The organism is Algoriphagus oliviformis (genome assembly GCF_017254915.1).
GTDB classification, from domain to species: Bacteria; Bacteroidota; Bacteroidia; order Cytophagales; family Cyclobacteriaceae; genus Algoriphagus; species Algoriphagus oliviformis.
In genome coordinates this window covers 122,018-135,362 of record NZ_JAFKCT010000010.1, presented here as the reverse complement: position 1 = coordinate 135,362, position 13,345 = coordinate 122,018, and the positions used below count along the sequence as shown (strand labels likewise).

Annotated in this window: 12 protein-coding genes; 2 read left to right on the top strand and 10 right to left on the bottom strand. The window is 49.3% G+C overall.

Annotation, left to right across the window (positions count from 1 at the left end):
* The 7 genes from J0A68_RS19345 to J0A68_RS19315 form a co-directional block, all read right to left on the bottom strand.
* The gene (locus J0A68_RS19345; RefSeq protein WP_206579896.1) at window positions 1-876 is read right to left on the bottom strand and encodes a DUF5777 family beta-barrel protein; all 876 of its coding nucleotides are present in this window, start codon (window positions 874-876) and stop codon (window positions 1-3) included.
* Window positions 873-1,382 (bottom strand): QcrA and Rieske domain-containing protein, encoded by a 510-nt coding sequence (locus tag J0A68_RS19340; protein ID WP_206579895.1) that lies wholly within the window; start codon window positions 1,380-1,382, stop codon window positions 873-875. The genes J0A68_RS19345 and J0A68_RS19340 overlap by 4 nt, the downstream gene beginning before the upstream one ends.
* Window positions 1,383-1,455: 73 nt before the next feature.
* On the bottom strand, window positions 1,456-1,962 hold the full coding sequence (locus J0A68_RS19335) for a hypothetical protein (protein WP_206579894.1): 507 nt from the start codon (window positions 1,960-1,962) through the stop codon (window positions 1,456-1,458).
* A 176-nt stretch (window positions 1,963-2,138) separates the two neighbouring features.
* Window positions 2,139-2,588: a PepSY-like domain-containing protein gene (locus tag J0A68_RS19330; protein ID WP_206579893.1), complete on the bottom strand. Its 450-nt coding sequence runs from the start codon at window positions 2,586-2,588 to the stop codon at window positions 2,139-2,141.
* A gap of 211 nt (window positions 2,589-2,799) precedes the next feature.
* Entirely contained in the window at window positions 2,800-3,615 is an 816-nt protein-coding gene (locus tag J0A68_RS19325; RefSeq protein WP_206579892.1) for an HAEPLYID family protein, read from the bottom strand.
* Between the two features lie 282 nt (window positions 3,616-3,897).
* Window positions 3,898-5,178 carry a sensor histidine kinase gene (locus J0A68_RS19320; RefSeq protein WP_206579891.1) on the bottom strand — a complete coding sequence of 427 codons (1,281 nt, stop codon included), beginning with the start codon at window positions 5,176-5,178 and terminating at the stop codon, window positions 3,898-3,900.
* On the bottom strand, window positions 5,175-5,852 hold the full coding sequence (locus J0A68_RS19315; protein WP_206579890.1) for a response regulator transcription factor: 678 nt from the start codon (window positions 5,850-5,852) through the stop codon (window positions 5,175-5,177). The genes J0A68_RS19320 and J0A68_RS19315 overlap by 4 nt, the downstream gene beginning before the upstream one ends.
* Before the next feature lie 360 nt (window positions 5,853-6,212).
* Between J0A68_RS19315 and smc the strand changes: the two genes are divergently transcribed.
* Both smc and J0A68_RS19305 read left to right on the top strand, forming a co-directional pair.
* Window positions 6,213-9,752: a chromosome segregation protein SMC gene (gene smc / locus J0A68_RS19310; protein WP_206579889.1), complete on the top strand. Its 3,540-nt coding sequence runs from the start codon at window positions 6,213-6,215 to the stop codon at window positions 9,750-9,752.
* A 257-nt stretch (window positions 9,753-10,009) separates the two neighbouring features.
* Window positions 10,010-10,186 (top strand): hypothetical protein, encoded by a 177-nt coding sequence (locus J0A68_RS19305; RefSeq protein ID WP_206579888.1) that lies wholly within the window; start codon window positions 10,010-10,012, stop codon window positions 10,184-10,186.
* 79 nt (window positions 10,187-10,265) lie between these two features.
* On the opposite strand, the gene J0A68_RS19300 is transcribed toward J0A68_RS19305, so the two are convergent.
* The 3 genes from J0A68_RS19300 to J0A68_RS19290 are packed head-to-tail and all read right to left on the bottom strand — an operon-like array spanning window position 10,266 to window position 13,277.
* Window positions 10,266-11,813 carry a hypothetical protein gene (locus J0A68_RS19300; RefSeq protein ID WP_206579887.1) on the bottom strand — a complete coding sequence of 516 codons (1,548 nt, stop codon included), beginning with the start codon at window positions 11,811-11,813 and terminating at the stop codon, window positions 10,266-10,268.
* Window positions 11,810-12,574, bottom strand: a complete 765-nt coding sequence (locus tag J0A68_RS19295; RefSeq protein ID WP_206579886.1) for a caspase family protein — start codon at window positions 12,572-12,574, stop codon at window positions 11,810-11,812. Before J0A68_RS19295 ends, J0A68_RS19300 begins: the two co-directional genes overlap by 4 nt.
* Before the next feature lie 34 nt (window positions 12,575-12,608).
* Window positions 12,609-13,277, bottom strand: a complete 669-nt coding sequence (locus J0A68_RS19290) for a hypothetical protein (RefSeq protein ID WP_206579885.1) — start codon at window positions 13,275-13,277, stop codon at window positions 12,609-12,611.
* Between the last annotated feature and the right edge of the window lie 68 nt (window positions 13,278-13,345).

The following is a 13,345-nucleotide window of genomic DNA, read 5'->3' as shown; positions in this document are numbered from 1 at the left end:
CTACCAGTCATTCCCCAAGAAGAACAAGCGGTTCACATTGAATCCCAGCCGGAACTCCTCCCCAGGCACGCCATTGGAACCGGCCAGCAGGTAGGGCTCATTCAGTGCGGAGGAAGTCACAAAGTACATCTGGAAGACATGTTGCCCAGCCTTGATGTCCCAGCCTATGCCCAGGTTGTTTTTGAGGTCCGAGTTGAGGTTGGGAATCCACTGCAAGGTCAGGGAGGAGCTCTTGGTCACCTGCCACTTTCCTCCCAGGCCCAGCGCGAAGTAGCTGTTTTGGGTTCCCTCGATCTGGTACACCGGAAGGGGATTGGCAAAGTGGGCGAAAGTCGGCGTCAGCGCCAGGCTGATCTTCTCCCCAAACTTCCTCGCCAGCATCGCCTGTGCGTAGTAAAGCATCCGGTCGGCAAAGTCCGGCTGCTCGTCGGTGGGCAGGTAGGAATAGTCTCCAGAGATCACCCCCGCCCCTCCCGAAAGGCTGAGGGAAAAAGGCATAGTCCCATCCTCCAGCTGCCGCAAAAGATGGTACCGTCCGTATAGCTGATAGACCTTGTCCACACTGGTGCGTGACAGTCCTATCGACACCCTTTCGCCCAGTCCATATTCAAAGCCGATCATGATGTTGGCTCCGTTGTCCAGGCCAAACAGGTTTTCCACTCCCCCATCCAAAGTGCCGAAGGTATGCATGAGGGTAAAGTGCATAGTCTTTTTGGTCAGGGGCTCCACAGTCAGCAGGTTGATATGGCGGGGCGCGTCAAAGATGTCCTCCACTTCCCTGCGCTCGTCCGCATCCTTTTCCCCTTGCCCCAGGGCATGGAAAACCGAGCCCCACAGCAGAGCGAGGGTGCAGCAGCAATAGACCAGCGCTTTCATCGTGTGATCGTCAGCGTGGTTCCAGATACGGATACAGCATATTGATCCAGGGAAGCCGTCGCCGGTCCGCTGACTACATTGCCCTGGGAGTCGAAGGTAGATCCGTGGCAATTGCAGGTGTAACGCTCTCCGGCATAGGTCCAGCTGTCAAAGCATCCCTGGTGGGTGCAGGTGGAGGATAGCGCGCGGTAGGATCCGCCCACGTTGGCCACGAGCGTGCGGGCATTGACGATCAGGAGCCAGCCGCCCGCAGCCGCCAAACCGGTCTGGATGGTCAGGTCGATGGTGATGGTGTTTCCCGACAGGCTGATTCCTGCCCCGGCGCCAGCGTTGCCCGTGTTCCCGCCGGGTGTCTTCGGGGCGGGGTTTTCGTCCTCGGAGTTGGTACAGGAGGTGAAAAATGCGACTCCCAGGCTTCCGCAAACCAGGCCGATGCCCGCTTTTTCCAAAAACTCCCTGCGGGATTTCGGCAGTCTGCCGATGATAATCTCTGTAGAATTTTCCATGGCAATATTTATTTCGTTGATGCCATGATAAACGAAATAAGTACTGCCCTTGGACGGGAGGACGCGAAAGAAATCAGAAATACTTTGGCTTTAAGATCTCGCTGACGACCACCGCATCCTTTAGTGTTTTGGGGTTTTTCAGCAGCTCGGCATAGGGATTTGTCTTCTTGGTCTTGAGACTGCTGTAGTCAAACTTCACGGAAGCGGGCTCGGTAGGGACCGTTTCACGAAAGGCCTGATAGGGATTGGACTGCCCAGATCTATAGGCTCCCTCGTAGTATTGGGCTTCCTCGTCGTCCTCCTCTACCCGGGCGGGCTTTCGGACAACGGGATTGGCTCTGGGGATCTCTACAGGGACGGGAGCGGGTTTGGGCTTCCTCTCAGGCAGGCGCTCTTCGCCCAGTGGCTTTTGGGAATCGCGGATTTCCTTGAGAAGTTCTTCGAAAGACATTCCCTTTTTGGGAGTCTCGGGATTGGGGCCTTCGGTGTCCGGCAGGTCTTGTCCGCCTTTTTTCCTGGTCGCCTGATAGATAAAGTAGGCGATAACCGCGACGATATAGATGATATTTCCCAAATCCATGGGGGTAAGATACGAGATCGAATTGAAAGATTTGAAATTTGAAATTTGAAAATCAGGGTGTGTGGTGCTTGAAAGTGGTAAGGTTTTGAAGTCGGTTCGGTGCCGGAAAGACGGCTTTAGATCGTATTTCGCAGATCGTGACCGGGGCTGTTCCCCTCAGCCCCGGATTTACTTTCCTAGTCCGCGACCTTACTCAGCTCGTTTCCAGCCGTATCAAAGGCCAGCTTCCATTCCTCCATCAGCGTCTTGGCCTCCAGCGTGTACACCGAATTTGCGCCTTCGGTGATTTTCTTCACATCCTCTAACCGATAGCCACTGTAGTTGGTTTTAATTTTGGACAACACAGCTTTGGACAGGTCGCCTTTGGAGATCTCCTCCTTATGTCGCATTACTTTACCGCTCTGATCGTACCAAATCTCGTGGTCTACCCCTGCCAGTCCGACTTCAAATTCTACTTTGTAGTGGGCTCCGTCCATCTCCCACTCCACATCCAGGGCTTTGGGAAAAGCTTGCTGGAAGTCATTCACGATCAGCGAAGGAACTTGGCTTTGGAGGATATCCTGTGCAAAAGATTGGCTAGCGAAAAGAGTCAGTGCGAGCGCGAGGATCAATGTGTTCGTTTTCATTTTTTCTGTTGGTTTTAAGTTGTGGAGTAAAGTAAACTGGGAATTCTGGAAGGAATTGGGAATCGAGTGATAGGCTAAATGACCTTGGAAAAGTGCTTTGGCTGAGGTTTGCCAAACACTTTTGATTTCTATACTCACGGGCTGGAAGCCCAAGGAAGGCAGACCTAAGAGGCCACTCGGGCAACCTCCAATCGATTCCCATGCAGTGTGATCAAGGCTCATAAATCAGTCGGAAAAAAGAACTGAAACGCTCCCCTGATCTATGTACTGGAAAGCCCGTGACCATGCCCACGGCCAGATGCTCATTCACCCGAATCTTGGCCTGAGGACGGATCGTCATACCAAAATGCCCGTGATCGATTTCCTTGTTCAGCTCCACACCCACAAAGTGTTTGGTCTCCGGAATCGAGTAAAACAAAGAAGTATTGATCCCCCAGCTGAGCTCTGTTGTGGCGGTGGCAAAATGCCGCTCGATCAGGGGATACGTGTAGACTAGACTGTGAAAGTCCTTACCCCAGCGCTTCGCCGCGACAAAAAATGGATTGAAAACAGTACCGGAAACCAGCTTGGTCTTACCGTAATCATTGAAATCGGTCAATTCCAGGATTTGGGTATATCCGACGGCGAGGGTAGCGCGATACTTGGTCGAAACCAGAAAAGAATACTGCGACGAAAACCGCAATCCTTCGAGCTTATTTCCCGGAAGTTCGGCATTGCCATTGACCGTGGATTTGAAAAAATTGAAATCTGCCTCCACTTCCAGTCCAAGTCGGTTGATCGGTGCAAACTCATATTCGGCTAGAAAAGTGTACTGGTTGTAGCCAGACCGATCCTTGAGTTCGGTACCGATGTTGATTTCCTTTTCTCCCTTTCTGGCTCCCAAGTCGCGAACCAGATCCATATACAGCGGCTCCGCGTGGTGAACCTTGGGCAGCGCCGCTTCGCCCTGCGCAAATACGTCAGCAGCAAAACCCCAGACCAATAAGAAGAGAATAGCTGCCGAAAAGTGGTTTTTTATCGTTTCCATGCGGTAAAGCACGGACTCGATTTGGGAATCAATCGGGAATCTGATTAGCTGGTAAAAAAAATGAACGCTGCTATTCCTTTGATCTGCTGATCTGCCACAGATGCACAGATAGCATTTTTCTCGAAAAGTAATGGGGAGTGGGATTCTGCCTCCGGAATCTTAGCGCCTTGGGGTCTTTGTAGCTAAAAAAGCACTTCTGCAAAAGCTCCGAGCTAGCCGCGGCTTTGCGTTGAAACAAATGCAAAGGGCTCCAGAACTCCAAAAATTCACGGGTTCAAAGCCTTACTCGAAAACCACTTCAAAACAGTGTTGACCCTTTTCGAAGCGATAGGAAAGCTCGTAGCCATACAGCCCGCAGATCGCCTTGACTATCGCCAATCCAAGGCCCGTACCCGACTGGGCTTTTCCTGACTTATAAAAACGTTCAAAGATATGCTGTCCGTCTAGCGGATCTTCCTGCCCAGAGTTAGCGATTTTAAGGCTTTTTTCGTCCAAGAAAACTTCGACGGTTCCACCTTGGACATTGTGAAAAAGCGCATTGCGGATCAAGTTTGATACGACCGTATTCGCGAGGGATGGATCCATAGCTACTTTCAGTTCTCCCTTGCTTTCGACCGAAACCCCAACCTCCCGGAAGTCTGCCATCGCCTCCAAGTCACCCACGACCTGTCGGACGACCTCATTCAGAGAGACGAGCTGATCGTCGAGAAACTGTCTATTCTCGATCTTGGACAGCAGCAGCAGCGACTTATTGACCCGTACTAGGCGGCTGATGATATCCATGACCTCGGCGATGCTTTCGGCTTGCCCACTATTCAGCTCGCCTTTTTCGATCAGCAGTTCCAGCTTGTTGGTAGCGATGGCAAGGGGAGTCTGCAGCTCGTGGGAAGCGTTACCGATGAATTGGTTCTGCTGCTCGTAGGCTTCGAGGGTGTGCTGGAGCAAAGTATTCACGGCAGTTTGCAGATCGGTAAATTCCCTGATCTTGGTCTTTGCCTCTGGCAGGGTTTTGCTCTTCCCGATCCGGTAGTTTTTCAGCTGTTCTAAAAATTCATAAAAAGGCTTCCAAAGTCGCTGCAGCACCAGATTATTGATCAAGACAATCGCCAAAAGCAAAACCAGGTACAGCCAAGAGGCTTCCAAAAACAGCTCTTTGACCAAGTCGTCCTCCTCCACCATGGGATTGATCATGCGCAGCTCGTAGTAGTGTCCATCCAGCTCAAAAGCTGTCGTGAGCATTCGCACCGGTTCCAGCTCAGGCACCTCGTCGTCCCGATCCTGCATGTATAGGAGCGTATCGGCATAGCTGTCAGTCGCCCGGAGCGCCTCTTCGGCACTGATCTCGACGATCGCAAAAAAGCCTTCATCAAAGTCCCGCTGCCGCAAAATCGTCGAATCCGACTCGGCATTATGGATGATCTGCCGCTTGTAGTTTTCCAAACCCTCGTCCACGCTCTCTTTGATCTCGCGGAGCATGTTAAAATAAAACACGATTCCCCAAAGCCCCAGAATAAGCAAAATGGAAATCGAGAGGTACTTGAGGCTTTGGTTGAGCAGTTTCATTTTTCCACCAGCTTATACCCTATCCCATAGACCGCCTCGATCTCTATCCCTGCTCCCGCAGACTGGAGTTTCTTCCGGAGGTTTTTGATCTGGTAGTAGATGAAGTCAAAATTGTCCGCTTGGTCGATGTGATCACCCCAGACGTGCTCGGCGAGGGCATTTTTAGAGACCAATCGGTTTTTGTTGAGCAAAAAATAATTAAGCACGTCAAACTCCTTCCTGTTCAGCGCGACGTTTTCCCCGTCGACCATAAATTGACGTTCACCCAAGTCCAAGGCGATATTAGCAAGCTCGATGGCATTCCGCCCGTCCAGCATTTTGCGGCGAAGGACGGCTTTCACCCGAGCATTGAGCTCGGCAATATGAAAGGGCTTGGTCAGGTAGTCATCCGCTCCCAGCTCCAGTCCTTGTAGCTTGTCATCCAAGGAATCTTTGGCAGAAATGATAATCACATTGCCGGACTTTCCGGCTTCCTTCAACTCTTCAAGCAACTGCAAGCCACTTCCGCCGGGAAGCATGATGTCCAAGAGGATACAGTCGTAGTCGTACACGGCTAGTTTTTCGCTCGCTGACTCGAAGTCATCGGCTGTCTCGATGACAAATTGCTCTTTGCGCAGCGAATCGGCCAGGGATTTTTGCAGTTCCTTTTCGTCCTCTATGATCAGTACCTTCATGGGGTAAATTTAGATTTCCAATTTGGGAAAGATTTGGGAAAATGGGTAAACGGAGGGTGGGATTGGAAGATTGGAAGATAGTCCGATGTCCGGAGTTGTCGTCTTTGCGAGCGGCCTTTTTCTGGCCGCGTGGCAATCTGTTCAATTGATAAATTGGAAGATTGAAAGACCTCGACCGTTGGGCTCTCTTGTAAGACCTCCAAGAACGTCTAGGGATAGAAACCTTCGAGGTTTCAAAAAAACCTCAAAGGTTCTCCCGCCCCTCGTAAATCGCAAATCAAAAATCCTAAATGCCCGCATGGCTTGCCAAATCCCCCTTTTGCGCTTATTTTGTCTGTTTATACAGGAGAGAAAATACGCATGCTGCTCAGTAAACTGGAGATCAAGGGCTTTAAGAGTTTTGGGGATAAGATGGTCATCCACTTCGACAAGGGGATCACCGGTGTGGTAGGGCCCAATGGCTGCGGCAAGTCCAACGTCGTCGATGCCATCCGCTGGGTGCTCGGCGAGCAAAAGACCCGCATGCTCCGCTCCGAGAAGATGGAAAACGTCATCTTCAACGGCACCAAAAACCGCAAGCCCACCAACATGGCCGAGGTCTCCCTGACCTTCGAAAACACCAAAAACCTCCTCCCCACCGAGTACACCCACGTCACCATCACCCGGCGCTACTACCGCTCCGGTGAGAGCGAGTACCTGATCAATGGAGTCACCTGTCGGCTAAAGGACATCACCAACCTCTTCATGGACACGGGGATCAACTCCAACTCCTACGCGATCATCGAACTCAAGATGATCGACGAGCTGCTCAATGACAAAAACAACTCCCGCCGCGACCTTTTCGAAGAGGCTGCCGGGATATCCAAGTTTAAGACCCGAAAAAAAGAAACCCTGCGAAAGCTCGAAGACACCGACGCGGACTTGGATCGGGTGAAGGACTTGCTTTTCGAAATAGAGAAAAACCTCAAGTCCCTGGAGAAGCAGGCCAAGCAGGCCGCCCAATATTTTAACATCAAAAAGGACTACCGACTGGCCAGCATCAACCTAGCCAAGAAGTCTATCGAAAAATACGCCCAAGAGCTCGTCGCTGCCAACGCCAAGATCCAGTCCGAATCGGATCGCAAGCTGGAGATCACCACGCAGATCAGCGATCAGGAAGCGCAGCTCTCCCAGCTCAAGTCCGACTTGATCCAAAAGGAAAAGCTCCTCGCCTCCCGGCAAAAGACGCTCAACGAGCACGTGAACAAGATCCGGGCTTTTGAATCGGAGAAAAAGATCAAAAACGAGCGCATGCGCTTCCTCGAGGATAGATCCCGCACCTTGCGTGAGCAGATCGACACCGACCGCAAGTCCAACGACCGCGCCGGATTCTCCATCCGTTCCCTCCATCAGGAGAAGGAGTCGGCCGAAAAGATCCTCCTCGAAAAGGAGACCATCGTCTCCGAGCTCCGCGAGCAGTACGACTCCCAAAAGCTCCTCACTGGAGAAAAACAACAGAACCAAAAGGAACTCAGCCTGCGCTTTGACAGCCTGAAGGAGAAAGTCTACCAGCTCGGTAAGGAGACCGAGATCAAGCAGATCCAGCTCTCCACGCTCAAGCAGGAGCTGGAGCGCACCTCCTCCGACGACTCCTCCCAGGAGGCCAATCTCCACGATTTCGAAGATAAACTCGTGGAGCTCAAGGGCCAGCTGGACGAGGCTACCGACGCCTACGCAGCTCTAAAATCCAAGCAGGAAGACCAAGACCAAAAGATCGAGGACACCAACCGCGTGATCGAGATGATCCGCGAGGAGCTCACCAGCTCCGCACGCAAGCTAGACTCGAAAACCAACGAATACAACCTCACCAAGTCTTTGGTGGAAAACCTCGAAGGCTTCCCCGAGGCCATCAAGTTTCTCCGCAAAAACCAAAGCTGGGGCAGGGATATCCCCCTCCTCTCCGACCTGCTCACCACGGACGAAAAGTACCGCGTGACCATCGAAAACTACCTGGAGAGCTACATGAACTACTATGTGGTGGACACCGAGGCCCAGGCCATCGCCGCCATACAGCTGCTCAGCGACGCCGCCCGCGGCAAGGCCAATTTCTTTGTCCTCGAGCACTTCGAGCGCTTCAAACCCAGCCAGAGCAAGCTTTTCCCCAACGCCATCGCCGCCACGGAGATCATCGAGTTTGACATCAAGTACAGCCGCCTGATCAACTTTGTCCTGGACAACGTGTACCTCGTACAGGGAGAGCACCGCGACTTCCCCAGCGATCCGGACTGCATCTTTCTCTCCGAATCGGGCAAGTACACCAAGCGCAAGTTTTCCATCTCGGGCGGTTCCGTGGGACTCTTTGAGGGAAAGCGGATCGGGCGTGCCAAAAACCTCGAAAAGCTCGACAAGGAAATCAAGGACTTGGGCAAAAAGGTCAGCAGCACACGCGCCAACCTCGACCAAAAGCTCGGCGACCTGATCAAACTCAAGGAGGTCAGCCACAAGAAGACCTTGGAAGAAAGCCAAGCCCAGATCAACGAACTCAACTCCGCCTACGTCTCCGTCCGCACCAAAAAGGAACAGCTGGCCGAGCTCCTCAGCTCCAATGCCAACAAGCGGGAAGACATCCTCGACCGCATCGCCGATTTGGAGGAGAGCCTAGCGGTGATTTTGCCCCAGCTCAGCGAGGAAAAAGCCGTCTTCGAAGGCCTCTCCGAGCAGGTCTCCCAACTCAGCGAGGAGCTGGAGCTGGAAAACAAAAAGCTGGCGGAGAAGTCCCAGACTTTTAACCAGGAAAACATCACCTACATCCAGCAGGTCAACCGGGTCAACAGCCTGGAGCAGGAGATCGAGTTTAAGCAAAATGCCTTCGATAGCTCCAAGGAGCGCATCGAAAAGTCCCAAGCGGAACTCTCCCAGCTGGACTCCGAGGTGAAGACCCTCCTCGACAACAACGAGGTGAAGGACGACGAGCTCATTGAGCTCTATGCCGAGAAGGAAAGCATAGAAAAAGGAGTGACCGAGGCCGAGAAGGACTACTACGGCGCACGCGGATTCATCGATGAGACCGACACCAAGATCCGAAGCCTGCAAAAATCCAAGGAAGGCTTTGACCTCCTGCTGCAGGAGCTACAAAACAGCATCAACGACATCAAGCTCAAGATGAGCGGGATGAAGGAACGCTTGAGCGTGGAGTTTGAGCTGGATCTGGATGCGCTGATGGAGGAAAACCCCGGTCTCGACCCCGAGTTTCTGGACTTTGCCGAGGACGAGCTCCGTGAGCTGGTGCGCAAGCAAAAGGAAAGACTGGAAAAGATCGGCCCCATCAATCCCATGGCCATGGAGGCTTATGACGAGATCAAGGTGCGCCATGACTTCATCACCGGACAGCGGGATGATCTGGTCAAGGCCAAGGACAGCCTGCTCAGCACCATCTCCGAGATCGACCAGGTGGCCAAGGACACCTTCTTGGATGCCTTTGGCAAGATCAAGGAAAACTTCGTGAAGGTCTTCCGCTCCCTCTTCACCGAGCAGGACGACTGCGACCTCACCCTCGTGGATCCCGACAATCCCTTGGAGTCCCCCATCGAGATCATGGCCAAGCCCAAAGGCAAGCGTCCGCTGACCATCAATCAGCTTTCGGGTGGGGAAAAAACCCTGACGGCCACTTCCCTCCTCTTCTCCATCTACCTGCTGAAGCCCGCACCCTTCTGTATCTTCGACGAAGTGGACGCCCCACTTGACGATGCGAACATTGATAAGTTTAACCAGATCATACAGAAGTTCAGCGCGGAGTCCCAGTTTATCATCGTCACACACAACAAGCGCACCATGGCCAGCACCGACATCATCTACGGCATCACCATGATAGAAGCGGGCGTATCGCGAGTGGTACCGGTCGATTTGAGGGAGTTGGCGTAGGGAAGCAGAATTCTGAAAGTAGAAAGCTGAAGTGGCGGTGGACAATTTTAAGTGGGCAGTAATCACCGTCATTGCGAGCATAGCGTCAATCTCGTTTATCAGATAGTAGTTTTTATAGTGAATTAAGAATTTAAAAGAGCCTTTAGGGTCAAATCGTTATAGCCCCGAGTTTTCAACCCTGGAAAATTATTAGACCATTAACTTCAGAGCGCTGGCCCGGGATTGTGTTGCGGAGACGATGACGGAACGCCAGCAAGATGTTCAGAGATCCGGATTGGAAATCCAGAAATATTGGATCGGGATTACAAATCCCGATCAGCAGAGTCACGCACAACAAGCGCACCATGGCCAGCACCGACATCATCTACGGCATCACCATGATCGAAGCGGGTGTGTCGAGGATCGTTCTGGTGGATTTAAGGGAATTGGCATAAATGTGTCTCCGAATTAAACCGGTGATTATTGCCAAATAGTGTGGCTTTGACCCTCTCTTTCTTCTAAAATTATTTAAACCTAAAACTGATATTGGACCCCTAAGTACCAGCCTTTCACACCAACATCAAAAACACCATACTTGATATCATTCTGAAGATCAGTCGTCGATTTTACGGTATCGCCAACTTTGAGATCTTCTAGCGACTGTTCCCAGGTAAATACCGCACCACCAGAGATCGCAAACTTTGATGCGGGAATAAAGATCCCTCCACCTAACAGAAGAAACGGTCTTATTTTCGTAGGATCAATCCCCACTTGAAAAAAGGGGTGAAAAAAATCGGAATTCAGGTCGAAATTGAAATTTGCAAACGCCGCCGTTATCGCGGTATTCTTTTGGAGCGTGTCCTGATTTACCACAAATTCATTTGAACTATCACTGTTGCTCAACCCAAACGTGACAATCTCTGTATCTGAGTAAAATATTCCTGTGCTGAATGTTGGATATATAAAATTGTACTTTCGCAAAACAAACTCCTTCGAAAAGTCACCTTCCAGCGGTGAAAATGTAAGAGCTTTTTGATCAAAAGAATATTCCTTAACAGCCACTCTGGCATTTACTTGTTGACCCATATCAAAACTTATAGACTTAGTCCGAAAGTACTCAGAACTTACGAAGTTCACATTACCTGAAGGTTCTGATAGAGATTTATCCAAAATAGCAACTAATGGCTTTAGCTTGTCTTTCAAGTCTCTTTCAGTCGAGACTCTTTCTTCTGCATCAGCAACTGCATTTTTTAGTTTACTCTTCATCAGATACTCAATGTTTTTATTTTCTAAATTAATTCCCGCGAATTCACCATCAAACTTCGATATTGAAAGTGGTCTTTGTGACAATTTCCCTTCCTTATTTAGCAACTCCCCTTTTATTGAAGTCAAAGCCATCTTTGCTGATTCCGCAGATTCAAGTCCTATTAAGGTCGAAAATGACTTAGTATACCATTCTTTAAAATCAGCGAAATTCTCGTTGTCAAACTTTTCTATCCTCTTTCTCATATCATTAATTGCTTTTCTATCGCTATTAACCAAGTCTTCCGAGTTAAGAAGTGACAAGTACAAATAGAAATCTTGAATATCAGGACTCATCAGTTGCTGACTAGGTATTTCTAGCTTAATAATTTGGCCTGATGCATCTCCAGCTCCTTTTTGACTATCTTTGGATGATTCGTTGTTGACATTTGCATCATTAGTCCCAGTTAAGCTTTTTGTACCAGCAGATGTACCAAGATTCAAAATCATTTTAATTGATGAAACAAACTGATCCATTTGGCTATAGCTCTCATCTACCGAAACAGAATCGAACCATGTAACCTTATATTTCAATGGATTTATCCATTTTAAATAAAAATTAAACTCCTGTCTTTTATTTAACATTAAAATCATCTTATCTGACACCAAAGCATAGTCATCCGGACTTTGATTCTTTTGATCAATCACAAATACCTCCAACTTGTTGTTACTGACAGAATAATCTAAATAGGCCGAGCCGCTATTAACAACCTTTGTCTTTGTCTGTGCTAACACACAAAGGCTCATCAAAGACAACACTAGTGAGAAACATGTTTTCATCTTTTAAATGGTTTTGAATTGATAAAGCTTATATCATTAAATCCCATCTGGGTGATTTGAGGAGTAGCATTCGGTGTTCGTTCACCAATGTCACTAGTAAACATTACATAGTTCCGCTGATACAAACCATGATTCCAAACATCACTCAATGCTTTTGTAAAGTCGCTAAATCCGTTTCTCTCTTCGGCTTCTTGCGAATCGAGGCATGCACTAATTGAAATTACAGAAGCTCGGGGATCTCTGCTGGGGCCAACGCTACGTAGAATACTATCATAAAAATTTTTATTTCTATCATAGATATCAGAAACTGTTTTGACTTTAACTTCTGACTTATGGCCAGGGAATAATTTTGCGATCGATCCGCTGTGGCATGAATCCGAAATCACTAGTATTCTAACACCTTTTTTAAATTCACATAAAAGACTGTTTATCTCATTGTCAATAAAACAACGGTCATAGAGACACCAACTCTCGGAATATCCATCCAACTCATCGCCAATAAAATCAGGTATTTGAGTACCATGGCCTGAAAAATAGATTACTACAAAATCTCCAGAAACTGCATTTTGCGAAAGCGCAACAATTTCTTGTTGAACTTCATTCGATCCTGAGTTATAGAGCTTTGTGAAAGAGATATTCTCAACATCACAGATATGTCCCATCACATCCAAATCATTCATGGGCGCATTAAGGCCAAAATCGCTACCATAGTGCTCTCTATCGAGAATGTCATTACCTAGTAAAACCGCATATCTTCCCATCTTAAATCTTGTCTAGTACTTTATTTATTATTAATTATCGACGACTATCCGAATTCCCGCTTACCACCTTAGTAGCATAGGGTACTATACCCAAGCCCAGAGCAGTAAGGATTGGCCAGAGGTCCTCGAATTCGGGAACCTTCATGCCCTTGATCGCAAAATACATGTAGTAAGAGAAGATGCAGATCGCCAAGATGGAGGCACTCATCGAGCTCAAAAAAGCGATCAAGCGGCTGCTACTCCGGTTCATCGGAATGCTGGGCGTATCTGCTGGCGGAATAGGTTGGTTATTGGCAGGATCGGCAGCGTTAGCAGCCATCATGTCAGCTCTTGTCCTTGCCAAATACGCCTGGTCAGCCTGTGCCTGCTGCAGACGCTCTTCGGGTATGTCGTCAGATAGCGCGTTGCTGATTTTGTACCCCTCCCTCTTTAGCCATCCGATGAAATAAAAAGCCCCTCCAAAAGAGAGGATAACCGGCATTAATACGTAAAGCCACGTCCAACCCAACTTCGGCTTGCAGTCCAAACACGGTTCAGCTATCTCGGTAGAGGCTGCCTGTGCGGAATCTTTTGCTTCGAGCTTTTCAATTTCCTTTCGCTGGGCAATAACTTTCTCCTGCAAGTTGGAAATCATGACAGTCGAGTCTTGGGAAGATGCCTCAACTGACATAAAAAGCAGTAATAAAACCAATATCGCTTTCATAGCCCTGACATTTAACAAACAGCCCGTTCTGTTTATTTATGCAAAAGGTAGATCGCCTAACGCCTGAA

What these genes read in the sequence shown, in the direction of transcription:
- J0A68_RS19345 (WP_206579896.1), bottom strand. Translation starts at nt 876, where the DNA reads ATGAAAGCGCTGGTCTATTGCTGCTGCACCCTCGCTCTGCTGTGGGGC.
- J0A68_RS19340 (WP_206579895.1), bottom strand. Translation starts at nt 1,382, where the DNA reads ATGGAAAATTCTACAGAGATTATCATCGGCAGACTGCCGAAATCCCGC.
- J0A68_RS19335 (WP_206579894.1), bottom strand. Translation starts at nt 1,962, where the DNA reads ATGGATTTGGGAAATATCATCTATATCGTCGCGGTTATCGCCTACTTT.
- J0A68_RS19330 (WP_206579893.1), bottom strand. Translation starts at nt 2,588, where the DNA reads ATGAAAACGAACACATTGATCCTCGCGCTCGCACTGACTCTTTTCGCT.
- J0A68_RS19325 (WP_206579892.1), bottom strand. Translation starts at nt 3,615, where the DNA reads ATGGAAACGATAAAAAACCACTTTTCGGCAGCTATTCTCTTCTTATTG.
- J0A68_RS19320 (WP_206579891.1), bottom strand. Translation starts at nt 5,178, where the DNA reads ATGAAACTGCTCAACCAAAGCCTCAAGTACCTCTCGATTTCCATTTTG.
- J0A68_RS19315 (WP_206579890.1), bottom strand. Translation starts at nt 5,852, where the DNA reads ATGAAGGTACTGATCATAGAGGACGAAAAGGAACTGCAAAAATCCCTG.
- smc (WP_206579889.1), top strand. Translation starts at nt 6,213, where the DNA reads ATGCTGCTCAGTAAACTGGAGATCAAGGGCTTTAAGAGTTTTGGGGAT.
- J0A68_RS19305 (WP_206579888.1), top strand. Translation starts at nt 10,010, where the DNA reads ATGTTCAGAGATCCGGATTGGAAATCCAGAAATATTGGATCGGGATTA.
- J0A68_RS19300 (WP_206579887.1), bottom strand. Translation starts at nt 11,813, where the DNA reads ATGAAAACATGTTTCTCACTAGTGTTGTCTTTGATGAGCCTTTGTGTG.
- J0A68_RS19295 (WP_206579886.1), bottom strand. Translation starts at nt 12,574, where the DNA reads ATGGGAAGATATGCGGTTTTACTAGGTAATGACATTCTCGATAGAGAG.
- J0A68_RS19290 (WP_206579885.1), bottom strand. Translation starts at nt 13,277, where the DNA reads ATGAAAGCGATATTGGTTTTATTACTGCTTTTTATGTCAGTTGAGGCA.